This is a genomic window from Enterobacter sp. Taxon_2 (assembly GCF_058355295.1).
This window is the reverse complement of record NZ_CM178024.1, coordinates 3,439,857-3,463,161: the sequence shown is the minus strand read 5'-3', so window position 1 is coordinate 3,463,161 and position 23,305 is coordinate 3,439,857. Positions and strand designations below refer to the sequence as shown.

Annotated in this window: 19 protein-coding genes and 1 tRNA gene; 16 read left to right on the top strand and 4 right to left on the bottom strand. The window is 55.4% G+C overall.

The window, feature by feature from the left end; all coding sequences use genetic code 11:
* The first annotated feature begins 3 nt into the window (after positions 1 to 3).
* The 9 genes from AC4IC4_RS16410 (at position 4) to AC4IC4_RS16370 (ending at position 11,871) form a co-directional block, all read left to right on the top strand.
* Complete coding sequence (locus AC4IC4_RS16410; RefSeq protein ID WP_491471523.1) at positions 4 to 1,158, top strand: hypothetical protein; 1,155 nt, start codon at positions 4 to 6, stop codon at positions 1,156 to 1,158.
* Positions 1,145 to 4,564, top strand: coding sequence for an ImcF-related family protein (locus AC4IC4_RS16405; protein ID WP_491471522.1), 3,420 nt, complete (start codon positions 1,145 to 1,147; stop codon positions 4,562 to 4,564). Before AC4IC4_RS16410 ends, AC4IC4_RS16405 begins: the two co-directional genes overlap by 14 nt.
* Positions 4,564 to 6,159, top strand: coding sequence for a type VI secretion system protein TssA (tssA, locus tag AC4IC4_RS16400; protein ID WP_491471521.1), 1,596 nt, complete (start codon positions 4,564 to 4,566; stop codon positions 6,157 to 6,159). The genes AC4IC4_RS16405 and tssA overlap by 1 nt, the downstream gene beginning before the upstream one ends.
* 20 nt (positions 6,160 to 6,179) lie before the next feature.
* Positions 6,180 to 7,943 carry a type VI secretion system baseplate subunit TssF gene (tssF, locus tag AC4IC4_RS16395; RefSeq protein ID WP_491471520.1) on the top strand — a complete coding sequence of 588 codons (1,764 nt, stop codon included), beginning with the start codon at positions 6,180 to 6,182 and terminating at the stop codon, positions 7,941 to 7,943.
* Positions 7,898 to 9,001: a type VI secretion system baseplate subunit TssG gene (tssG, locus tag AC4IC4_RS16390; RefSeq protein WP_491471519.1), complete on the top strand. Its 1,104-nt coding sequence runs from the start codon at positions 7,898 to 7,900 to the stop codon at positions 8,999 to 9,001. Before tssF ends, tssG begins: the two co-directional genes overlap by 46 nt.
* On the top strand, positions 8,982 to 9,518 hold the full coding sequence (gene tssJ / locus AC4IC4_RS16385; protein ID WP_491471518.1) for a type VI secretion system lipoprotein TssJ: 537 nt from the start codon (positions 8,982 to 8,984) through the stop codon (positions 9,516 to 9,518). The genes tssG and tssJ overlap by 20 nt, the downstream gene beginning before the upstream one ends.
* Positions 9,511 to 9,963, top strand: coding sequence for a type VI secretion system baseplate subunit TssE (gene tssE, locus AC4IC4_RS16380; RefSeq protein WP_491471517.1), 453 nt, complete (start codon positions 9,511 to 9,513; stop codon positions 9,961 to 9,963). Before tssJ ends, tssE begins: the two co-directional genes overlap by 8 nt.
* Before the next feature lie 14 nt (positions 9,964 to 9,977).
* Entirely contained in the window at positions 9,978 to 10,448 is a 471-nt protein-coding gene (locus tag AC4IC4_RS16375; protein ID WP_491471516.1) for a hypothetical protein, read from the top strand.
* A 91-nt stretch (positions 10,449 to 10,539) separates the two neighbouring features.
* Positions 10,540 to 11,871, top strand: coding sequence for a VasL domain-containing protein (locus AC4IC4_RS16370; protein ID WP_491471515.1), 1,332 nt, complete (start codon positions 10,540 to 10,542; stop codon positions 11,869 to 11,871).
* Between the two features lie 49 nt (positions 11,872 to 11,920).
* On the opposite strand, the gene AC4IC4_RS16365 is transcribed toward AC4IC4_RS16370, so the two are convergent.
* Both AC4IC4_RS16365 and AC4IC4_RS16360 read right to left on the bottom strand, forming a co-directional pair.
* Positions 11,921 to 11,992 (bottom strand) — tRNA-Arg (locus AC4IC4_RS16365).
* Positions 11,993 to 12,067: 75 nt separating this feature from the next.
* The gene (locus AC4IC4_RS16360) at positions 12,068 to 12,997 is read right to left on the bottom strand and encodes a formate/nitrite transporter family protein (protein WP_048992644.1); all 930 of its coding nucleotides are present in this window, start codon (positions 12,995 to 12,997) and stop codon (positions 12,068 to 12,070) included.
* A gap of 316 nt (positions 12,998 to 13,313) precedes the next feature.
* Here AC4IC4_RS16360 and mlaA point away from each other — a divergent pair, with 316 nt between their 5' ends.
* Positions 13,314 to 14,066, top strand: coding sequence for a phospholipid-binding lipoprotein MlaA (gene mlaA / locus AC4IC4_RS16355; RefSeq protein ID WP_024907657.1), 753 nt, complete (start codon positions 13,314 to 13,316; stop codon positions 14,064 to 14,066).
* Between the two features lie 44 nt (positions 14,067 to 14,110).
* On the opposite strand, the gene fadL is transcribed toward mlaA, so the two are convergent.
* Positions 14,111 to 15,394, bottom strand: coding sequence for a long-chain fatty acid transporter FadL (fadL, locus tag AC4IC4_RS16350; RefSeq protein WP_024907658.1), 1,284 nt, complete (start codon positions 15,392 to 15,394; stop codon positions 14,111 to 14,113).
* A gap of 372 nt (positions 15,395 to 15,766) precedes the next feature.
* On the opposite strand from fadL, the gene AC4IC4_RS16345 reads away from it, so the two are divergent.
* The 4 genes from AC4IC4_RS16345 to sixA all read left to right on the top strand — a co-directional run bounded on the left by AC4IC4_RS16345 (position 15,767) and on the right by sixA (position 20,481).
* Complete coding sequence (locus tag AC4IC4_RS16345; protein ID WP_024907659.1) at positions 15,767 to 16,051, top strand: YfcZ/YiiS family protein; 285 nt, start codon at positions 15,767 to 15,769, stop codon at positions 16,049 to 16,051.
* A 277-nt stretch (positions 16,052 to 16,328) separates the two neighbouring features.
* The gene (gene fadI, locus AC4IC4_RS16340; protein WP_032666638.1) at positions 16,329 to 17,639 is read left to right on the top strand and encodes an acetyl-CoA C-acyltransferase FadI; all 1,311 of its coding nucleotides are present in this window, start codon (positions 16,329 to 16,331) and stop codon (positions 17,637 to 17,639) included.
* Positions 17,639 to 19,786: a fatty acid oxidation complex subunit alpha FadJ gene (gene fadJ / locus AC4IC4_RS16335; RefSeq protein WP_491471514.1), complete on the top strand. Its 2,148-nt coding sequence runs from the start codon at positions 17,639 to 17,641 to the stop codon at positions 19,784 to 19,786. Before fadI ends, fadJ begins: the two co-directional genes overlap by 1 nt.
* A 209-nt stretch (positions 19,787 to 19,995) precedes the next feature.
* Complete coding sequence (gene sixA, locus AC4IC4_RS16330; RefSeq protein WP_491471513.1) at positions 19,996 to 20,481, top strand: phosphohistidine phosphatase SixA; 486 nt, start codon at positions 19,996 to 19,998, stop codon at positions 20,479 to 20,481.
* A 46-nt stretch (positions 20,482 to 20,527) separates the two neighbouring features.
* Here the strand turns inward: sixA and smrB are convergent, their stop codons facing one another.
* The gene (gene smrB, locus AC4IC4_RS16325) at positions 20,528 to 21,079 is read right to left on the bottom strand and encodes an endonuclease SmrB (protein WP_491471512.1); all 552 of its coding nucleotides are present in this window, start codon (positions 21,077 to 21,079) and stop codon (positions 20,528 to 20,530) included.
* Positions 21,080 to 21,224: 145 nt separating this feature from the next.
* Here smrB and prmB point away from each other — a divergent pair, with 145 nt between their 5' ends.
* Together prmB and aroC are read left to right on the top strand one after the other, a co-directional pair.
* Positions 21,225 to 22,157, top strand: coding sequence for a 50S ribosomal protein L3 N(5)-glutamine methyltransferase (prmB, locus tag AC4IC4_RS16320; protein WP_025757143.1), 933 nt, complete (start codon positions 21,225 to 21,227; stop codon positions 22,155 to 22,157).
* 60 nt (positions 22,158 to 22,217) lie between these two features.
* Complete coding sequence (gene aroC / locus AC4IC4_RS16315; protein ID WP_024908934.1) at positions 22,218 to 23,303, top strand: chorismate synthase; 1,086 nt, start codon at positions 22,218 to 22,220, stop codon at positions 23,301 to 23,303.
* Positions 23,304 to 23,305: the final 2 nt, after the last annotated feature.

Sequence of the window (23,305 nt, the reverse complement as noted above, 5' to 3'; positions counted from 1 at the left end):
GTAATGAGCTGGGAGCGTCAGAAATCAATAATATCGACTAAGCCTGAAGAACCTTCATTCATCCTGTGGATGATGTTGGGGGTTTTCGCGCTGGTCGGTTGTGTACTGCTGTTTGTCCTGCATGCCAATAAACTGGCAGGGCCACTTCAAACATTTAATCTTTGGGCTGTCACCTCAGGCCCTGCAGTTGTCTGGTTTTTCTTTTTGTGTCTACGTGGCTGGATCTATAACAATGCTTTTGACAGACACGAATTTGAAACCAACGAGGCAGAGTTTGCGCAACAACAGTGGATGGCGTGGTCTGGACGCAATATCGCAGTGTTACACAGCGGTGTAATGCTCCCTGCAAATCTGACACCGCAAAATTTTATTGCAGCCCCGCCCACGCTGGAGCAGAGCACATCTCTGACCCGACGAATTTGTCTGCAAGATCATGAGACACATTTTTCAGTTCTGTTGACCGGGTTAAGTCCTGTGCTGGCAAAGTTGCCTTTAGATTTGGTACCCGCTGTCACGCTACTGACAGATTTCCACGATGACATACAGGTATTTCAGGATGCTTTTACGCAGGCTTGGCAGGCAGCTATTCTGGATCTCCCTGTTCCACAGTTGACGATTCTTACTTCAAAGACCTTCCTCTCACTGGATGAGCGAATTAAATCACCAACGCTGGAAGTGGATTTAATCCTTATTCACCAGACACGGGGACGGGACGCGTACAGTGATGCACTCGCAACCCTGTTGTTGACCTCCGATGATGTCGCTACAAAATATAATCTTTCGCTTAATGCCCGTCTTTTGCGGCCAATGGCTTTTGATATGGCGATTTCAGAAAAATCGCTGGATACATTTTTCTCAACACAAACTCAGGCCTGTGCCACCGCCAGTATTGTCGGCGACAGAGTGGAATGGGGTAAGGCATTTTCTGATTTGCTCGCAGCGACACAGGATTATGGCGGTCACTGGAAACCTGAACAACTCCACTGGCTGGAAAAATATGCCGGGCTCAGCGGCCCCTTTTCTCCATGGATAATGGCAGCAGTCGCCAGCGATATCGTGAACATACAAAAAGCAGACTGTCTGATGCTTTCTACAGATGGTGAGCAGAAATTTATTAATACAGTGCAAACAGGGAGCCGAAACGATGATCACGGGTGATTCAGCATGGCGCGGAGGCTGGGGAAGGCTGGGCTTCTCAGCGCTTTTAGCAGGCGGAATTGCCTGGGGTATCTGGCACTTTGGCGATCAAATGGGGCTGCATACTCCGTTACATAAAGGATTAGTCATTGCCGGTGCCCTGATTTTATTGATGCTGTTGCGCCATGGCAAAACCATTACGCTTGCCATTAAACAGGGCTGGCATCGCTTTCAGGCAAAACGCAAAAATGTTCTGCCCGTCGATGAGGGGCGTGTTGAGCAGACTGCCCCCCGTAACGTCACCGTCGACACAATCCGTGACGCCATGCGTAACCTCTACGGTCGGCGCTGGGGACGTAAAACACGCATCCTGCTGCTCACTGGTACCGTCTCTGAGGTGGAACAACTGACCCCCGGTCTTACAGCTCAGCTCTGGCAGGAAGATCGCGGCACGCTGTTACTATGGGGCGGTGACCTCAATACTCCAGCCGACAGTGCCTGGCTGACCGCGCTGCGTAAACTGCGCCGCCGTCCGGTGGATGGTCTGGTGTGGGTCACCTCGGCCTTTGACCAGCTCTCAGCACCTGGTCTGGAACAGCCGCTACCGGTTCCGTCTGAAAGCACCATGGATTCCCTGTCTCACGCCATCAGCGCGCGTATGGAAACGCTTGGCTGGAAACTTCCTCTCTACGTCTGGTCCCTGCACCCGCGCGCCGGTAAGCCGGAAGGGCGCATTACGCAGGCGACCGGCTGTCTGTTGCCTGCCGGTTGTCGTACCGAAGGGCTGGCAGAACAACTCTCCGCCCTGACGCCAGATTTGATATCACAGGGTCTGCAGCAGACCTGCGGTGAAGTGAAACATAACTTCCTGCTGACGCTTGCCGACCAGCTGATTCGTGAGCCGGAGAGTGTGACCGCACCGCTGTCGGTAATGCTCAACCCGTACCGCCCGCTGCCGCTGGTCGGTGTGGTGTTCAGTCAGCCCTCTGCCGGTGCCGAACGTGCCGTGCCGCACCACTGGGGCATGGATAAGCGCTGGGATGTTCTGCCTGAATCAGTCCGGACGCTTCCTGCCGGGCTGCGTCCTCGCAAGCCCGGTATTCCATGGCGCAAGGTAATGGCATCTGCTGCTGCGCTCACGATGGTGAGCTGGGCTATGTGGATGAGCATCGCGTATGTCACCAACCGCATCCAGATAGACGGTGCGAATGCTCGGGCCGAACTTGCCGCTCGACAGAATCAGCCCCTGGAGCAGCGTCTGCACGCGCTGTCTGAACTTCAGAAAACGCTGGCCCGTCTGCAGTACCGTTCTGAGCATGGTGTGCCGTGGTACGAAAAGGCCGGGCTGAGCCAAAATAACGCCCTGCTGGCCGCACTCTGGCCACGCTATCAGGACAGCGCGTTGCCGCTGTTACGGAATGTGGCTGCAGACCATCTGCAGAAGCAGGTCAGTGTCTTTAACGCGCTGCCTCCGGATAGCCCTCTGCGCGAGCAGAGGGCAAAAGCGACCTATGACCAGCTGAAACTTTACCTGATGCTGTCGCGTCCTGAGCATATGGATGCCGCCTGGTTCAGCTCTGCGCTGTTGCGGGACTGGCCGAAGCGTGACGGTGTGAAGGACGGTATCTGGCTAGGCGTGGCCCCGTCGCTGCTGTCGTTTTATGGTGCACAACTGGTCACACATCCTGAGTGGAAACTGCGAGCTGATGAAAACATGGTCAGCCAGGCGCGTTCCCTGCTGGTTCGCCTGATGGGCGTGCGTAATAGCGAATCGACCCTGTACCAGAAAATGCTATCACAGGTGGCGCATCTGTATGTCGATATGCGTCTCGAAGACATGACCGGCGATACCGATGCTGCCCGCCTGTTCAGCACCACTGAGATCGTGCCAGGCATGTTTACCCGTCAGGCCTGGGAGCAGGCCGTCCAGCCTGCCATAGAGAAGGTGGTGAAGGCGCGCCGGGACGAGCTCGACTGGGTGTTGACGGACAGCAAACGTCCGGTCAATAAGCGGGATGAAATCTCCCCGGAAGCACTTAAAAATCGCCTGACGGAGCGTTATTTTGCCGATTTTGGCGGCGCCTGGCTGGAATTCCTCAACAGCCTGCGCTGGAACCAGGCCACCACGATGTCGGACTCCATTGACCAGTTGACCCTGATGGCCGACGTGCGTCAGTCGCCTCTGGTGGCGCTGATGAACACTCTGAATGTTCAGGGGCGTACCGGACAGACAGGCGAAGCGATATCAGATTCACTGGTGAAATCAGCCAAAAATCTGCTGGGCGGTGACAATAAGGATGCCATTGACCAGAGTACCGGCGTTCACGGTCCACTGGATGCAACCTTTGGTCCGGTACTGGCGCTGATGGACAAAAATCGCACGGGAGCACAGGAACTGAGCCTGCAGTCATATCTGACCCGCGTGACGCAGGTACGTCTGCGTCTGCAGCAGGTGACCAATGCCGCCGACCCGCAGGCGATGACCCAGACCATTGCCCAGACCGTATTTCAGGGTAAAGCTGTGGACCTGACCGAAACCCGCGACTACGGCAGCCTTACTGCCGCCGGTCTGGGGCAGGAGTGGAGCGGCTTTGGCCGAACGGTGTTTGTGAATCCAATGGAGCAGGCCTGGCAGCAGGTGCTGACCCCTGCGGCCGACAGCCTCAATGCCCAGTGGCAGCAGGCGGTAGTGGCTGAGTGGAACAGTGCCTTTGGTAGCCGCTATCCGTTTAACAACTCAAGCAGTGATGTCTCGTTGCCGCTGCTGGCCAAATACCTCAACGCGGATTCCGGGCGTATCGCTCAGTTCCTGCAGACCCGTCTCAAAGGCGTGCTGCACAAAGAAGGAAACCACTGGGTGCCGGACAGCATCAACTCGCAGGGGCTGGCCTTTAACCCAGAGTTCCTCAATGCCATTAACACCCTGAGTCATATCTCGGATGTGGCCTTCACCGAAGGCAATGCCGGGATGAACTTCGAACTACGTCCAGGTACTGCCGATGGCGTGATGCAGACCACCATGATTATCGACAGCCAGAAGCTGATATACGTTAACCAGATGCCAGCCTGGAAGCGCTTCACCTGGCCTGCGGATACTGAGGCTCCTGGTGCGAACCTGAGCTGGATAAGCACCCAGGCAGGCACCCGTCAGTATGCGGATATTCCCGGCGCCTGGGGCTGGATCCGACTGCTCGACAAAGCCGCCATCAGTGCTTATCCGGGCGTGGGTAGCAGCTACAGCCTGAGCTGGATGGCACAGGACGGTCGCAAACTCAATTACACCCTGCGTACCGAAGCGGGAGAGGGCCCGCTGGCGCTGCTGAAGCTGCGTAATTTCCGCCTGCCAGAGACCATCTTCAGCACGACAGGCGTGGCAGCATCAGACCAGGTCGCCAGCGCAAGCAATGATACAGAGGACGTATATTGATGAGCACGCTCAACGCTTTACTCCGCGCCTGCCAGACTGAGCAGGAACCGCTCCTTGCGGCCAGCCGTGAGCGGGTTAGGCTCTGGGATAGCTGGCTGCAGCCGCTGTCCGGTCCATCACCTCAGGGTGACGACCCGGGTTATGACGATGACTTTCAGCAGATGCGTGAGGAGGTCAACAAACTCTCAGGTGCAGATACCGAACTTATCTGCCAGCTTGCAGAGAAGCTTCTGACCACGACCGCCAAAGATATCCGTGTGGCCACCTACTACTGCTGGGCAAAGCTGCACGGCGAAGGTGAGCAGGGGCTCGCTGAAGGACTTGAACTGCTGTGCGGCTTGCTGGAGCGCTTTGGTACACAACTGCATCCACAGCGTGAGCGCAGCCGTAAGGCGGCACTGGAATGGCTTGCGGGATCGCGAATGACTGATTCTCTTTCCCTGTACCCCGAAGTGGTCAGGAACGATGCGATACGTACCACCGGGGCACTGCTGTTGATAGAGCAACTGATGGAAAATGAGCCGGATGAAATCCGACCGGAACTCAATACGCTGTATGGTGCACTTGAAAGCCGCTTGCAGAAAGCGGGTGGTGTGGATGCGGTTGTGCCGCAGAACGCCAGTGCCTGCGAAACCCCTGCGACTGCTAGCCACTACGATGCCCCGGTCATCGGACGTATCACCTCCGGTCAGGATTTGCTGGCACAGGCCCGCGCGCTCGCCGAATATCTGCGTGAACAGCCGGACGGCTGGCTGTCAGCACACCATATGATGAAGAGCCTGCGTCACGATACCCTGCGGGCAATTCCGGCCCCGGATGCGCAGGGCCGTACCCGCATCGAACCGCCAAGAGCAGACCAGCGCGCGTTACTTAAACGTCTCTATCTGCAGCAGAACTGGGTAGAGATGCTTGAAACGGCAGATAGCACTTTTTCTCGCGGTGCTAATCATCTTTGGCTGGATTTGCAGTGGTACATCCACCAGGCCCTGACGAAATCAGGTCAGGACACTCTGGCTGGCATTATTGCCGCTGACCTGAAAGGGCTGCTGACCCGCCTGTCCGGTCTGGAAACGCTCACGTTCAGTGACGGAACGCCATTTGCGGATGAAGTAACGCTGAACTGGATCCAGCAAAGCGTGATGGACACAACTGGCGGGTGGGGCAATGACACCCCATCCACACCGATGTCTGCTGGCAATGATGACATTCTGGCGCTGGAGCCAGAAGCCGTGGTGCTGGCGGACAGTGAGGGCCCTGATACTGCGCTGGCCTGGCTACAGAAGCGCCCGGGTGTGACCACCGATCGTCAGAAGTGGCTGTTACGTCTGCTGATGGGGCGCATTGCTGAGCAGTACGGTAAAAATGACCTGGCGGTGCACCTGTTTGCCGAACTGGGTGAGCGTGCCCGTACAGTGACCCTCAGTGACTGGGAGCCTGAGCTGCTGTTTGAGGTTCAGGCCCGTCATCTGAAACTCCTGCGCCTGAAAGCCGGCCGCAGTGAGGCTGATAAGGCACGACTTACGCCGATAATGGACCAGTTACTTGCTGGGCTGATCGCCGTCGATCCTGCCCGTGCCGCCGTGCTTTGCGGTTAAATGCACAGGAACAGAAATAAATGGAAGATTTGACACTGCGTTATTACGACGCGGAAATGCGCTACCTCCGTGAAGCGGCTAAAGAATTTGCCCAGACCCATCCGGACCGGGCAGCCATGCTGGACCTGGATAAAGCCGGCACACCCGATCCGTATGTAGAGCGCCTGTTTGAAGGCTTTGCTTTCTCTATGGGGCGGCTTCGCGAAAAGATTGACGACGACCTGCCGGAGCTGACTGAAGGACTGGTCAGTATGCTCTGGCCACATTACCTGCGGACCATTCCGTCACTCTCGGTGGTCGCGTTCACGCCTGCGCTTCAGACCGTTAAGATGGCAGAGGTGATGCCCGCGGGGCTGGAAGTGTACTCCCGCCCGGTGGGGCCGAAAAACACGGTCTGCCGTTACCGCACAACTCGCGATGTGATGCTCAACCCGCTGAATATCTCTCGGGTGACCATGACCACTGAGCCGGACGGGCGCTCGTTACTGCGAATGCGCTTTGCCTGCAGCACACAGGCGGACTGGTCCCATGCGGACCTCAGTGACCTGAGCCTCTATCTAGGGGCGGATGCACCGGTCAGCAGCCAGCTACACCTTATGCTGACCAAACGGCAGGCCGCACTCTATATGCGCCTGCCTGGTCAAACTGACCGTATCCGGCTTGACGGATATTTCTCACCGGGCGGCTTTCGTGACGAAGACTGCCTGTGGCCGAAAGGCGATACCGCGTTCAGCGGCTACCAGCTTCTGCTGGAGTATTTCACCTTCCGCGACAAGTTTATGTTTGTCCACCTTAACGGCCTTGAGGGCATCACGCCGCCAGCGGGGGCTGAGTATTTTGATGTTGAAGTGGTGTTCAGTACGCCATGGTCATCTGACCTACCGGTCACTGATGATGCGGTTCGCCTCCACTGCGTGCCGGTGATTAACCTGTTTACGCTGGAGGCTGACCCGCTCACCATCACCGGGCTTGAAAACGAATACCTGCTGCGTCCAAAACGTCTGCAGGACGGACATACCGAGATTTATTCGGTGGATTCAGTCACTGGCTCAAACCGCACCAATGACGCGGAGTATGTTCCGTTTAGCAGCTTCAGGCACAAGGGCGGGATGATGCGCCGTTATGCTCCCCCCCGTTATTACCACACCCGCGTTAAGCGCAGCGTGACCGGGCTCTATGACACCTGGCTTATCCTTGGCGGGCACCAGTGGGAAGATGACCGCCTGTTTGAGCGTGAGGCCGTGTCGCTGCAAATCACCGGCACCAACGGTCAGTTACCACGCCGGGCATTACAGAGCACACTGCTTGACCGCTGTGAGCAGGTGGTGAGTACGCAACTTTCAGTACGTAACCTCTGCAAACCAACGCTGCCAGTCTATCCGCCTTCTGAAGACCGCTTCCACTGGCGGGTTCTGAGCCACCTGGGATCCGGTTTCCTGAACATGATGAGTACCGCCGAAGTGCTGCGCGGCACGCTTGCCCTGTATAACTGGCAGGAAGATGAAATGAATACCCGGCGTCTGGAGGCGATTCAGCATGTTGAGCACCATCGCCTTCAACGCTTTGAACAGGGCTACCTGCTGCGGGGGCTGGATATCGAAGTAACCCTCGACAGCAACGGCTTCACCGGTGAGGGTGATATTTACCTGTTCGGTGAAATGCTCAACCGATTCTTTGCGCTGTATGCCGATATGAACCAGTTCAACCAGCTTACCCTCATTGTTCAGCCAGAAGGAAAATGCATCCGGTGGAAAGAGAATCACAGTCCGCGTCTGCCAGGCTGATAGCGCAACTGGGCGACCGGCTGCCGTACATGAATTTTTACCGTTTCTGTCAGCTACTGGAGCAGAGCCAGCAGGATAAACCGGTCACCGGCAGCACCTGGCAGGTGCGACATGAGCCGGTTCGCTTCCGACCCCATTCGGGGATGGGGTTCCCGGCCTCTGAAATCAAAGGGGCAGAGCTACCGGAACATCCGCACCTTCCACCCACAATCCGTACCACCTTTATGGGGCTTTACGGCGTTGAGTCTCCGCTGCCGACGCACTATATCGATGACATCGCTCAGCGACGGGAAGGGTACGAAGCTAACGCGGACTTCCTCGATATCTTCAACCACCGGCTGATTGCTCAGTACTACCGTATCTGGCGTAAATATTCGTATCCGGCAACGTTTGAAGAAGGCGGTAAGGACAAAACTTCACAGTATCTGCTGGGTTTGGCTGGGCTTGGGATTGACGGCTGCACAGAAAGTATAGCGGCGCCTGCCTCACGCTTTCTGGCGCTGCTGCCGGTGATGTTGTTGCCAGGACGTACTGCGGAAGGCATGGCTTCACTGGTGCGTCTTCTGGCACCCAATACGCAGGCGAAAATCTGGCACCACGACAGACGTCGGGTACCGCTGAAGAAACCTTTGAAAATGAGCGTTAGCCAGCCTGTCACACTGACGCGTCGCCCGGTGATGGGCAGTTATGCCACCGATGTGAACAGCCAGGTGCTGATGCGTCTGACCACCACAGACCCTGTGGAAGTACCGGGTTGGTTGCCCGGCGGGGTGCTTTACACGGATCTAATGGCGCTATGGCACGTCTATCTTGGCTCTCGCCTGGATGTCCGCCTCCAGTTGTGTGTCGACCGTAGACTGCTGCCGGACGCGACAATGAGCACTCAACCCAAAGCGGGTGCAGTGCAACTGGGCCGCACTGCCGTGATGCGACCGCTGAATGCGGCTAAGACAACATCACACCCAAAAACAATAACCATCAATCTTGGCCGCTACGAGCGCGTACAGGAAAACATTCACCGCAGGGAGACTGATGAAGATGGCGATTACCGCTGGTAAATTTCCTCTGGTTACGCTGGCTGTAGGCATTACGCTGATGCTGGCTGGCTGTGGACTTACTCAGAGTGTTACGGACGGCACTGTCGCCGTGACTAAATCGATTTTTTATAAGCAGGTGAAGATCCTGCATCTCGATATTCGTGCCCGTGAAGCCATGAACAGCAATGCTGGAGGTGTCGCTCTGTCGACGGTGGTGCGTATTTATCAGCTTAAAGACCGCAAAACCTTTGACAGCACGGACTACCCGTCATTGTTTAAAGACGACAGCCAGGCCGTCAAGGCAGACCTCGTGGCGGAGAAAGATATAAGGCTGCAGCCGGGGGGGGCGGTAACGGTTGATATGCCAATGGAAAAAGATGCGCAGTACGTGGCAGTGGCCGGGATGTTTATGTCACCAGATCAGGAGAACAACACCTGGCGGGTGGTGCTGAGTCGTGACGACCTCGATCCGGATAAAGCCCGCGTGATTGAGGCGGGGAACAACCGGCTGACCCTGCAGGCGCTGAAAGATGAGTGAGTCATCCCGTCCTTCACTGTATGAAACACTTTATGGCAACTTCACCGGCGGCCTCGACCTGCATCAGGTCAGCGAGCAGAACCAGGTCATTTTGTCCGTACTCGATAACATGCAACGTATCCTCAACTGTCGTGCAGGCACGCTGGCGCATCTGCCTGACTACGGCCTGCCGGATATGACCAAAATCCTGCAGGGCATGCCGGGAACGGCCCATGAGCTTATGGGCACATTGTCTGCAGTCCTGCTCAAATATGAACCCCGCCTGAAAAAAATAACCGTTGTCCTGCTGGAACAGAACGTCCCCGGTGAACTGCGCTATGCCATTGATGCTGAACTTAAAGGGATTGGCCTGGTGCGCTACGGGACTGAATTTATGCCCGAAGGACGGGTTCTGTTGCGGCATCTCAGGCAACAACAGTATCTCGACACAACAACCCGCATATAAGGTCCAATAACATCATGTCCGTAAAATCACAGTTCCTGGAGAAGTTGCAGGCACACCAACCTGCACCTGTTCCTGCCATCAGCAAGAGTCAGGCTGATATTGCAGAGTTTCGCCAGCGAATGGCCCAGCTTCAGGATCAAATGGACGCGTGGCTGACGGATACGGGACTGAAAGTGGAGCCACTGACCGTATCCGTTCCGGATCTGCTAGTGGAGGGCGGGGTTTTTGAGATTTCAGGTATCGTTTTGCGCTATGACAGCCGGGCGGTCAAATTTATGCCGATCTTTCTGTATGGGCTGGGCGTCGCAGGTTGTGTCGAGATAACTTTCTGCTCCGGGGACAAGGTGATTTCTCAAGGACGCCTGTTCATGCGGGTGGGGAACGAAAAAGGTTGGTTCTTTACTCCCCCTGATACCTCATCCCGGTCAGGACAACTATGGGATGAAGGTGTGTTTTTCGGTCTGATTATAGCGCTGCTGCCATAGCGATATTTATGAGTCATTGCATTTTTAAACGCAAAATAGCCCCTCACATCAACTGACGAAATTATCCACACGGATATGCAGGCCCTCCAGGATGACCACACATATAACGTTAAAAACCGGCGGCGACCCGCGTACGCTGCCAGATTACACCGCCCTCCGCGATGAGCTCAGCAAGCTGACGCATCCTGCTCGCCCGGATGTGAACTGGCAATATGTCGAAAGACTCTGTCTCTCTCTGTTTGAACAAAACGGCTTGGAGTTGCAGACTGCGGCCTGGTACACCCTTGCCCGGACTCATCTGTCTGGACTGGCTGGCATGAACGAAGGGCTGGCGATTCTGGAGGCCCTGATTAGCCACCAGTGGGACGTTTTCTGGCCGAAGACGCTACACGCTCGTATGGAAATCCTGAGCAGCCTGAGCCAGCGCCTGCAGCAGTGCATGCGTATGCTTCCATTCAACAACAACCGTCTTAGTGAGTTGTATAGCGCTGAAGCGTTGCTTACCCGCCTGAGTGCGGTGCTCCAGCGCCTTGAGCTCAAACACCTTAGCCAGTTCGATACGTTACGAACGTTGATACGTTCAAATGCCGAACGGCTGGAAAACAGTAATGACGCATCAGATTTGAATGCGAGCATAATGCCCGGTCGCGAATTACCTCTGGAGAGGGCAGAACCGAGTGACGAAGTGAAATGGGTTTATGTTGTGCAGCCGGAAAATCAGCCGAATGCAGAGGATCGTGCGACAGCGCATGGGGCTGTCAGACCATGGAAACCCTTTGTCGCCGGGATGTGTTCTATGCTGGTGGTCAGCGTCGCCGTGGCGTGGGGAGGGGGCTTTCTGTCCAGACCCGATCCCTTAACGGCTCAGGCTATTGCCTCGCTGGCACCGTTACCTGAAGCGCTTACACCTGCTCAGCAAGACGCGTTAGCACAGCGAGGGACTTTACCGTCCACGTTTATTGCAGAAACGCAGCAGCAGCTTGCCCGACTGGATAAATTGCCTCCTGACTGGAATATTTCCTACAGCCTTCAGCTGTTAGCGCAACTCCAGACATTGCGGCCGGAGGAAGCAAAGCCGCTCGCCGTGCAGTGGCAGCAAAAATTTAGCGCGGCAGCGTTGCCTGTTGATGCCATGAACAGCTGGTATCAGGGAATGATGAAGCTTCAGCAACTGAGCCATCGGCTGAGTAGTCTGGATGAGCAAAAAGGAAAATATATCACGGTGAGTGAGCTTAAATCGGTGGTTTTTTCGACTATACAGTCATTTAACCAAACAATACCGGCTGAAGAACAACTCAGACGCCTGTCACAGCATCCAACAGGAGGTGTGCTTCCTGAAGCCGAAAAGACCCAGCTGGAGTTGCGTCTTAAACAGCTGGCAACGCGTTACGCTCAAATAAAACGGGATTCTTCTTCGCAGTGAATTCTGCGGTGGACAGGCGAATGTGTTCAACAACGCGTGGAAGTCAAAGTGTCCCCTGCAGGAATCGAACCTGCAACTAGCCCTTAGGAGGGGCTCGTTATATCCATTTAACTAAGGGGACGAGGCGGCACGAGTATAGCCTTATTTACACTGTGCGTTAAGCGCATCGCCGCCTGACTGCTCAAAGAGTCACCATTCAGGTCGGTTTTTTTGTCGATTTATCATCATTTTCACGTGCCTTAAGCTCGGCTTTGCGTTTGTTCGACATATCGTTACGGATTTGAGCATGGCTTAACAGCGCGAAGATAAACGTTCCGCCGCAGATGTTTCCTGCCAGCGTCGGAAGGGCGAACGGCCAGAAAAAATCGCTCCAGTGAAGTGTACCGTTGAAGACCAGATAGAGGATTTCAACGGTACCGACCACGATATGCGTGGTATCAGCCAGCGCAATCAGCCAGGTCATCAGTATGATCACCACAATTTTGGCGCTCCCCGCTGAAGGAAACATCCAGACCATTGTGGCGATGATCCAGCCGGAGATGATGGCATTCGAGAACATCTCCACCGGGGTGTTTTTCATCACATCCATACCAATTTTCACAAACGCGTCCCGGGTGGGTTCATCAAAGATCGGCATGTATTCAAACGCCCAGGCCGCGATGCCCGTGCCGATGATATTACCCAGCAGGACGACGCTCCACAGACGCATCAATAAACCGAAATTGCCGAGGGTGGGGTTTTGCATTACAGGCAGAACGGCGGTCACCGTGTTTTCGGTAAACAGCTGCTGGCGGGCCATAATGACAATAATAAAGCCGAAGGTATAGCCGAGGTTCTCCAGTAAAAATCCGCCGGGTACACCCTCCAGCTGCACATGAAATATCCCTTTCGCAAGCAGAGATGCGCCCATTGAGAGTCCGGCAGCGATGGCTGACCAGAAGAGGGCCATCGCGTCGCGCTCCATCTCCTTTTCACCGTCCTGGCGGATATGTTCGTGGATGGCCATCGCGCGGGAGGGGAGGCGATCTTCATCAATTTCTATCTTCTCGCCCCGCGCTTTCTCCTCGCTTTCAATTTCAAGTTCCTCACTGTTCTCGCCAATTTTTTCTTCGCCCACGTCTTTCATATTTGCTCCCGGAGGTTGATCTTTTTGTTAAGCGTAGCGGCTTTTATCGGAATGCCTGTGGGGATGCTCTTAAATTGGCGGCAATGGCAACAAAGGTGATACATCTCTTTCAAAAGACATTATAAAATTGCCAGCGAAACGAATTCCAAAAGCCAGGCTATGCTGAGATCAGAGTCACGGTGGTTACTGCCCGTAATTGTGCTCATAGACATCGGTAAACGTGCTGTTACAATCGCTTGCACGTTTACAGACGGAGCGTCAACGGCTCCGTTACGGATGGCAATCAACGATAGCCATACTGAACAGGGAGATATTTATGAAACTTCGGCTGTCGGCGCTTGCGCTGGGCGCGACGATGCTTGTGGGCTGCGCCAGCTCCGGTGAGCAAACGGGACGCTCCGATCCTCTCGAAGGATTTAACCGCTCAATGTATAGCTTCAACTACAACGTGCTGGACCCGTATGTGGTTCGCCCGGTGGCAGTAGCATGGCGCGATTATGTTCCACAGCCCGCGCGTAACGGATTAAGTAACTTTACCAGCAACCTCGAAGAGCCTGCGGTAATGGTGAACTATTTCCTGCAGGGCGATCCGTATCAGGGGATGGTGCACTTTACTCGCTTCTTCCTGAACTCCATTCTGGGGATGGGCGGCTTTATTGATGTCGCAGGTATGGCGAACCCGAAACTGCAGCGTGAACAGCCGCACCGTTTTGGTAGTACGCTGGGGCATTATGGCGTTGGTTACGGCCCTTACGTTCATCTGCCGTTCTATGGCAGCTTCACCGTGCGTGATGACGGCGGCGATATGGTCGATACGCTGTATCCGGTTCTGTCGTGGCTGACCTGGCCGCTTTCTGTGGGTAAATGGACGGTGGAAGGGATTGAAACCCGTGCGCAACTGCTCGACTCTGATGGTCTGCTGCGCCAGTCTTCTGACCCGTACATTATGGTGCGTGAAGCGTACTTCCAGAATCATGACTTTATCGCCAACGGCGGTAAGCTGAAGCCGGAAGAGAATCCAAACGCGAAGGCTATCGAAAACGAACTAAAAGATATCGATTCACAGTAAATAAAAAAGGTGAGCAATGCTCACCTTTTTTGATTCCAGTACGATTAGAACGCGTAGTTGAAGTTCGTACCGAACAGCCAGGCTTTACCTTCAGAGGTAAACTCGTAAGGGCCTTCCTGGAACGTCACTTTCTGACCGTGCATATAAGAAACGCCCGCATCGATGGATGCATTCTCGTTGAACGCATATGTCGCGCCTGCACTTAACCAGAAGCGGTCCTGATCCGGAATCGAAATGGAACGCTTGTCTGCCGGAACCGGGCTGTCGTCAAATGCGATACCGGAGCGGAAAGTCCAGTTTTTATCGTAGTAGTAGGTGGTACCCAGCGCAATACGATAGGCGTCGTGGAAGCTTTCGTCCTTATAGAACAGCGTTTGACCATTGGTTCCGGTCGCTTTAAGCTCCTGGAACTGGCTCCAGCTGGTATAGGCCAGGCTATAGTGAATAGCCCATTGTGGTGCAACGCGGTTGTAACCGGACACTTCCCACATTTCTGGCAAATGCAGCGACAGTGAACCTGGAACGGTCTGGTTTGACGTTCCCCAAGGAATGGTGGTACCTGCACCTGGAACCAGGTTGTTCACAGGCTTCAGGATGCCGCTCTTGTAATCGCCGTCGAAGTCAATTTTCACTTCGGAACGATAGGTCAGACCCCAGCGGTTGTTTTTATCCAGTTCGTACAGGATACCGGCGTTCCAGCCATAGCCCCACTCATCACCTTCAAGGCTGGCAATTTTATTGCTGTTTTTTGGCAGGCGAGCAGTCTGTTCCCCGGAATAACGTTCGATTTTGGCATCGGCGTAGACGGCATCAAAGCCCAGGCCAAAACTCCAGTTATCGTTCAGGCGATACGCACCGCTCAGGTTGAGGTTCAGCGTGGTAAGGTCTGTTTTACCGCCGTATTCACCTGCCGGGTAGTTGTTATTGAACTCGGTAGCAAGGCCGTAGTTAGACGTTACGGATGCACCCCAGCCAAACTGTTCATTGATAGGCGCAACGAAGTGCAGGTTAGGGATCCATGCTGTTGGGGCAATATTGTCCGCTTTAAGACTCGCACCCGTATAAGGTGACTTACCGGAAATGTTTACATCAGGATCGATATAAACCGCACCGGCAGAGAAGGTCGGACGATCAAACATCATGATCAATGCAGGGTTACGACTCGCGTTACCTGCATCATCAGCAATAGCGCCTTCCCCGGAATATGCACGGCCAAGGCCAGAGGAAGAAAATTCGTTTAACTGAAAGCCCGCTGACCATGCGGAAGTGGAGACGAGTGCCACTGCGACTGCCAGCGCAGTCTTGTTGAACAGGGTTTTCTGGCTCATGACCATAACCTCATTGAGTTATTTTTATTCAATAATTGTTACATACCGTAACAGGAGCGCGAAGTGTAGGGTCTGAGGTATGACAGACAAATCAGACCAGTGGCCAGAGTATAGGTCTGACCAGCCGGAATGTTGCAAGTTTGTTTATTAATATTTTCAAACATGTTTCGTGAAACGAGATCTGGTTGGCAAAATTGTGACCATCGAGACTCACCCAAAAGGGTGGTTTTTGTTTTAGATCATTTTTTAGTGTGATATTGGTCACTTATCCGATTTTGCGCCATTAACGGCTGGAGAGAGCCCGCGCCGGGGCGTAAAATAGCAGCATCGTGTTTATCTCGCGCGCTGCGCGAATACAGAGGAAATTGAGCTATGAGTAAATGCAGTGCTGATGAAACCCCGGTTTGCTGCTGTATGGATGTTGGGACCATCATGGACAACACCGATTGCACCGCCTCTTACAGCCGCGTATTCACCAACCGTGCCGAAGCGGAAGAGACCCTGACTGCGCTGAGCAAGCGTGCGCGTGACGTTGAATCCGATCCTTGTGAAATCAAGTCTACCTTTACCGAAGTGGAAGGTGGCGTGAAGCTGGACATCGACTTTGTCTTCGCCTGCGAAGCAGAAACGCTGATTTTCCAGCTGGGTCTGCGTTAATTTCTGCGGCCTGATGCCCTCACCCCGACCCTCTCCCACGGGAGAGGGCGCAAACATTAAAAACGGTAACCTACGGGTTACCGTTTTGCTTTTACCTTGCGCACCCGGCAACATACCGCACAAATGCCCCTGCCATGCAGGGGCATTTTCTTTTTCTTCTCTGTGTTTTAGCTCGCACTTTTTCGTTTCCCCGATTGGCTGAATGTAAAAAAATGGTTAAGACTATTATCAGGTCAGACCACTTTGAGTTTGCAAAAATTTTTTACAGGGGAGTGTTATGAGTCAGGCATTACCGCTTATTACCCGTCAGGGCGATCGCATTGCCATAGTCAGTGGATTGCGCACGCCATTTGCGCGTCAGGCAACGGCGTTTCATGGTATACCGGCCGTCGATCTGGGAAAAATGGTCGTAGGCGAGATGCTGGCTCGCAGCGAAATCCCGCCTGAGGTCATCGAACAGCTGGTCTTCGGACAGGTCGTGCAGATGCCTGAAGCCCCCAATATTGCACGTGAAATTGTTCTCGGCACGGGAATGAATGTGCATACCGATGCCTACAGCGTCAGCCGCGCCTGCGCGACCAGTTTCCAGGCCGTGGCGAACGTCGCCGAAAGCCTGATGGCGGGGACTATCCGCGCGGGTATCGCGGGCGGGGCGGACTCCTCTTCGGTACTGCCGATTGGGGTCAGTAAAAAGCTGGCGCGTATCCTGGTCGATGCTAACAAAGCCCGTACGACGGGTCAGAAACTCAAACTCTTCTCGCGTTTACGTCTGCGCGATCTGATGCCCGTGCCACCTGCCGTAGCGGAATATTCCACCGGTCTGCGCATGGGCGATACCGCCGAGCAGATGGCGAAAACCTACGGCATTACCCGTGAACAGCAGGATGCGCTGGCGCATCGCTCGCATCAGCTTGCGGCAAAAGCCTGGTCGGAAGGCAAGCTGACCGACGAGGTCATGACTGCCTATATTCCCCCCTACCGGGAACCGCTCGCGGAAGATAACAATATTCGCGGCACCTCGACGCTGGCGGATTACGCCAAACTGCGCCCGGCGTTTGACCGCAAGCACGGCACGGTGACGGCGGCGAACAGTACGCCGCTGACGGACGGGGCCGCCGCCGTGATCCTGATGACCGAATCCCGTGCGAAGGAGCTGGGCATTACTCCCCTCGGCTATTTACGCAGCTATGCCTTCACCGCCATTGATGTCTGGCAGGACATGTTGTTAGGTCCGGCGTGGTCCACGCCGCTGGCGCTGGAGCGTGCGGGGCTAACGCTGGCTGATTTAACCCTGATTGATATGCACGAAGCATTTGCCGCGCAAACCCTGGCCAACGTCCAGCTGCTGGCAAGCGAGCGTTTCGCACGCGATGTGCTGGGCCGCGCCCATGCTACAGGTGAAGTGGATCAGAGCAAATTCAACGTGCTGGGCGGCTCTATCGCTTATGGTCATCCGTTTGCTGCCACCGGCGCGCGAATGATCACGCAAACATTACATGAACTCCGTCGCCGTGGCGGCGGGTTTGGCCTTGTTACCGCCTGTGCGGCGGGCGGCCTTGGCGCAGCAATGGTTCTGGAGGCTGAATAATGGATATGCCATCTGCATTTAATCTGACGGTTCGCCTCGATAACGTGGCCGTTATCACTATTGATGTGCCGGATGAAAAGATGAATACCCTGAAGGCCGAATTTGGTGTTCAGGTGCGCGCGATGCTAAAGCAGATCCGCGAGAACAAAGCCATTCGCGGCCTGGTGTTTATCTCTGCCAAGCCGGATAACTTTATCGCCGGGGCCGATATCAACATGATCGCCCGGGCGCAAAGCGCGCTGGAAGCCGAAGAGCTGGCGCGTCAGGGCCAGCAGGTCATGGCGGAGATAAACGGCCTGCCGATCCCGGTTATCGCCGCGATCCACGGTGCCTGTCTGGGCGGTGGGCTGGAGCTTGCGCTGGCGTGCCACAGCCGTATATGTACCGACGATCCGAAAACCATTCTGGGTCTGCCGGAAGTGCAGCTGGGCTTGCTGCCAGGCTCCGGCGGAACGCAACGACTGCCGCGCCTGGTGGGCGTCAGCACGGCTCTGGAGATGATCTTAACCGGTAAACAGCTGCGCGCCCGTCAGGCGCTGAAGGCCGGTCTGGTCGATGACGTCGTGCCGCAGTCCATTTTGCTGGAGGCCGCCGTTGAGCTGGCGCTGAAAGGGCGTCAGGCAAGACGTCCTCTGCCGGTACGCGAGCGCGTGCTGGCCGGCCCGCTGGGCAGAACGCTCCTGTTCAACATGGTGGGCAAAAAGACCGAACAAAAGACCAAAGGCAATTATCCGGCGGCAAAGCGGATCCTCGACGTGATCGAAACCGGGCTGTCGCAGGGCAGCAGTAGCGGCTATGCCGCGGAGGCCAAAGCCTTTGGCGAACTGGCGATGACGCCGCAGTCACAGGCGCTGCGCAGCATCTTCTTCGCCAGCACGGACGTGAAAAAAGACCCGGGCAGCGAGGCATCGCCTGCGCCGCTGCGTGCCATTGGCGTACTGGGTGGAGGACTCATGGGCGGCGGTATCGCTTTTGTTACCGCCAGCAAGGGCAAATTGCCTGTACGCATCAAAGACATCAATCCTAAGGGGATCAACCACGCGCTGCAGTACAGCTGGCAGAACCTTGATCAAAAGGTCAAGCGCCGCCATATCAAGGCAAGCGAGCGTGATAAAACCCTGGCGATGATCTCCGGCACAACGGATTACAGCGGTTTTGCGCACCGCGATCTGGTGATTGAAGCCGTGTTTGAGGATCTTGCGCTTAAGCAGCAGATGGTGGCAGACGTTGAACAGCATTGCGCCGCGCATACCATTTTTGCCTCCAATACGTCGTCATTACCGATTGGCGATATCGCGGCGAAAGCCACGCGTCCGGAGCAGGTGATCGGGCTGCACTTCTTTAGTCCGGTGGAAAAAATGCCGCTGGTGGAAGTTATTCCACACGCAACCACCAGTCCGCAAACTATCGCCACGGTAGTCAAGCTGGCGAAGAAGCAGGGTAAAACGCCGATCGTGGTTGCAGATAAAGCCGGCTTCTACGTCAACCGCATTCTGGCGCCCTACATTAATGAAGCCATGCGGCTGCTGACGGAAGGCGAGAAGATCGAACATGTCGACGAGGCGCTGGTAAAGTTTGGTTTCCCCGTTGGCCCAATCCAACTTTTGGATGAGGTGGGAATAGACACCGGCACTAAAATTATACCTGTACTGGAGGCGGCTTATGGCGATCGTTTTAGCCCGCCTGCAAACATTGTTTCTGCAATTTTGAAGGACGATCGCAAAGGCAGAAAAAATGAACGCGGTTTCTATCTTTACGGCGCGAAAGGGCGTAAAAGCAAGAAACAGGTCGACCCTTCGGTTTATGGGCTTATTTCGACCACCGGTCAGGGAAAACTGTCCGCCGTTCAGTGCGCTGAACGCTGCGTGATGATGATGCTCAATGAAGCGGCGCGCTGCTTTGGTGAACAGGTGATCAAGAGCGCGCGCGATGGCGACATCGGCGCGGTATTTGGCATTGGTTTCCCGCCGTTCCTTGGCGGCCCGTTCCGTTACATGGATATGCTCGGCGCGGGTGAAGTGGTTGCTATCCTGCAACGTCTGGCTTCGCAATATGGTCCACGGTTTACACCGTGTGACGAATTATTGCAGATGGCGGAACGGGGCCAGACATTTTGGCCTGCAAGGGAAACTGTCCTCGTAAGCTGAGGTCAAAGAAGGGTAAATCCTGAAGTGAATGAACCTGTTCTGGCGATTTTGTAAACAGAGATTGACTATACTTACGGCATTGAGGTAAAAAACAGCGTTTCATTCACCGAATGGATCAGGCACAATGCCCGACCATCGGGTTTTCTACCTCGCAGCATTTATCGCGGGTAGTTAACGCCGGTGATTCTGGTTAACAAAAGCGGTGCAATATGCAAGTTTTTATCATGCGTCACGGCGACGCGGCACTCGATGCCGCCAGTGACTCAGTACGTCCTTTGACCGTCTGTGGCTGCGACGAATCTCGTCTGATGGCGAACTGGCTTAACGGTCAAAAAGTGGACATCGAACGCGTTCTGGTGAGTCCGTTCCTGCGTGCAGAACAGACGCTGGACGTGGTAGGGGAGTGTATGAACCTGCCATCCAGTGTGGATGTTCTCCCTGAACTCACCCCGTGTGGTGATGTCGGCCTTGTCAGCGCCTATCTTCAGGCGCTGTGCAATGAAGGTGTCTCTTCCGCGCTGGTCATTTCCCACCTGCCACTGGTTGGCTATCTGGTATCTGAGCTGTGCCCGGGCGAGACCCCGCCGATGTTCACGACATCCGCCATTGCCAATGTTTCTCTCGACGAAACGGGCAAAGGTGTCTTCAACTGGCAAATGAGTCCGTGCAATCTGAAGATGGCAAAAGCCATCTGACGTGACGTGCGATATGGCGGGGTGCAATGTGCTTCCCGCCATTCTGTCAGGGCAACTCTGGCGGCTGCCACTCTTCCACTTCAATCAACACCAGCAACGCGGCATCTCCGCCGTACTCTTTTGGTGCCTGATGAAACGCCATCACGTGTGGATGCTGAGCCAGCCACAGCGGCGTCTGTTGCTTGAGGATATGTTTACCGTGGCCATGCATCACGCAGGCGCAGAAAACATGTTCACGACGACAGGCTGCAATCAATGCCCCCAGCTCCTGTTTCGCCTGCATCTGCGTTAAACCGTGCAGATCAAGAAACAGCTCCGGCGAATAATCTCCGCGACGTAACTTTTTCAGCTCAAAATGGCTGACGTCTTCGCGTACGTATTTCACCGCACCCTGAGTATTGAGCAGTGGCTGAAATTCATCTGAAAAATAGTGGCTGTTATCCGCCTGCTCCTGCAGCAGACGTTTGACCGGTACTTCGCTGATTTTTTTACGCTGCGGGCAATGGACAATCGTGTCCTGCGTGATTTTACGCGTCCCGGTCATTAGCTGCCGGAAGAGCGCCTGCTCCTCCTCGCTGAGCGATGTTTTCTTTTTCATTCGTCATTCTCATCTCGTATTTCCGACAGTGTACCCGACTAAACGCATTTTTTAACCTCAAGCGCGACGCGTCATTGCTGATTTATCGCCGTCTTCATGGCAAACTAGCCGCCGAAAATTATGCGAGCATGCCCTGGAGGAAAGAGTGGATAAAATTTTTGTCGATGAAGCAGTAAACGAGCTGCATACCATACAGGACATGTTGCGCTGGTCGGTTAGCCGCTTCAGCGCCGCCAATATCTGGTACGGACACGGTACCGACAACCCGTGGGATGAAGCCGTGCAGCTGGTGTTGCCGTCCCTCTACCTGCCGCTGGATATCCCGGAAGACATGCGCACCGCGCGCCTGACCTCCAGCGAAAAACACCGCATCGTTGAGCGCGTGATCCGCCGCGTGAACGAACGTATTCCGGTCGCCTATCTGACCAACAAAGCCTGGTTCTGCGGCCACGAGTTCTATGTCGATGAACGCGTGCTGGTGCCGCGCTCGCCGATTGGTGAGCTGATCAACAACCACTTTGAAGGTCTGATCGGCCATCAGCCGCAGCACATTCTGGATATGTGTACCGGCAGCGGCTGTATCGCCATCGCCTGCGCGTACGCCTTCCCGGAAGCGGAAGTGGACGCCGTCGATATCTCCACCGACGCGCTGGCCGTGACCGAGCACAACATTGAAGAGCACGGTCTGATCCATCACGTCACGCCAATTCGCTCCGATCTGTTCCGCGATCTGCCGACGTTGCAGTACGATCTGATCGTCACTAACCCGCCGTACGTCGATGCGGAAGACATGTCCGATCTGCCGAGCGAATACCGTCACGAGCCGGAGCTGGGTCTGGCGTCAGGATCTGACGGCCTGAAGCTGACCCGCCGCATTCTGGCCTGCGCGCCGGATTATCTGACCGACGACGGCGTTCTGATTTGTGAAGTGGGCAACAGCATGGTACATCTGATAGAGCAGTACCCGGATGTGCCGTTCACCTGGCTTGAGTTCGACAACGGCGGTGACGGTGTCTTTATGCTGACCAAAGCGCAGCTGCTCGACGCGCGCGAACACTTCAGCATCTATAAAGATTAATCCAGCGGGCTTCGGCCCGTTTCACAACGCTCAAACACAAACAACAACATCGGAGCCGTGATGGCAGGAAACAGTATTGGACAGTTATTCCGCGTGACCACCTTTGGCGAGTCGCACGGGCTGGCGCTGGGCTGTATCGTTGATGGCGTACCGCCAGGCATCGAACTGACCGAAGCCGATTTGCAGCACGACCTCGACCGTCGTCGTCCGGGCACCTCTCGCTACACCACGCAGCGTCGCGAGCCGGACCAGGTCAAAATTCTCTCTGGCGTCTTTGAAGGCCGCACTACAGGCACCAGCATTGGTCTGCTGATTGAAAACACCGATCAGCGCTCCCAGGACTACGGCGCCATCAAAGACGTGTTCCGTCCGGGCCATGCCGACTATACCTACGAACAAAAGTACGGTTTCCGCGACTATCGCGGCGGCGGGCGCTCTTCCGCGCGTGAAACCGCGATGCGCGTGGCGGCTGGCGCCATTGCCAAAAAATACCTGCAGCAGAAATTTGGTATCGTTATCCGCGGCTGTCTGACCCAGATGGGCGACATTCCGCTGGCGATCAAAGACTGGGATCTGGTCGAGCAAAACCCGTTCTTCTGTGCCGATGCCGACAAGCTGGACGCGCTGGACGAACTGATGCGCGGCCTGAAAAAAGAGGGCGACTCCATTGGGGCGAAAGTGACCGTCGTGGCCGATGGCGTCCCGCCAGGCTGGGGCGAGCCGGTATTTGACCGTCTCGATGCCGACATTGCGCACGCGCTGATGAGCATCAACGCGGTGAAGGGCGTTGAGATTGGCGACGGTTTTGACGTGGTATCCCTGCGCGGCAGCCAGAACCGTGACGAGATCACGAAGGCGGGCTTCCAGAGCAACCACGCGGGCGGCATTCTGGGCGGTATCAGCAGCGGGCAGCAGATTATTGCCAACATCGCGCTGAAGCCAACCTCCAGCATTACCGTGCCGGGCCACACGATTAACCGCGATGGCGAAGAAGTTGAGATGATCACCAAAGGACGTCACGATCCGTGCGTGGGGATCCGCGCGGTGCCGATCGCAGAAGCGATGCTGGCGATCGTGCTGATGGATCACTTCCTGCGCCAGCGCGCGCAGAATGCGGACGTGACGACCACCATTCCACGCTGGTAAAC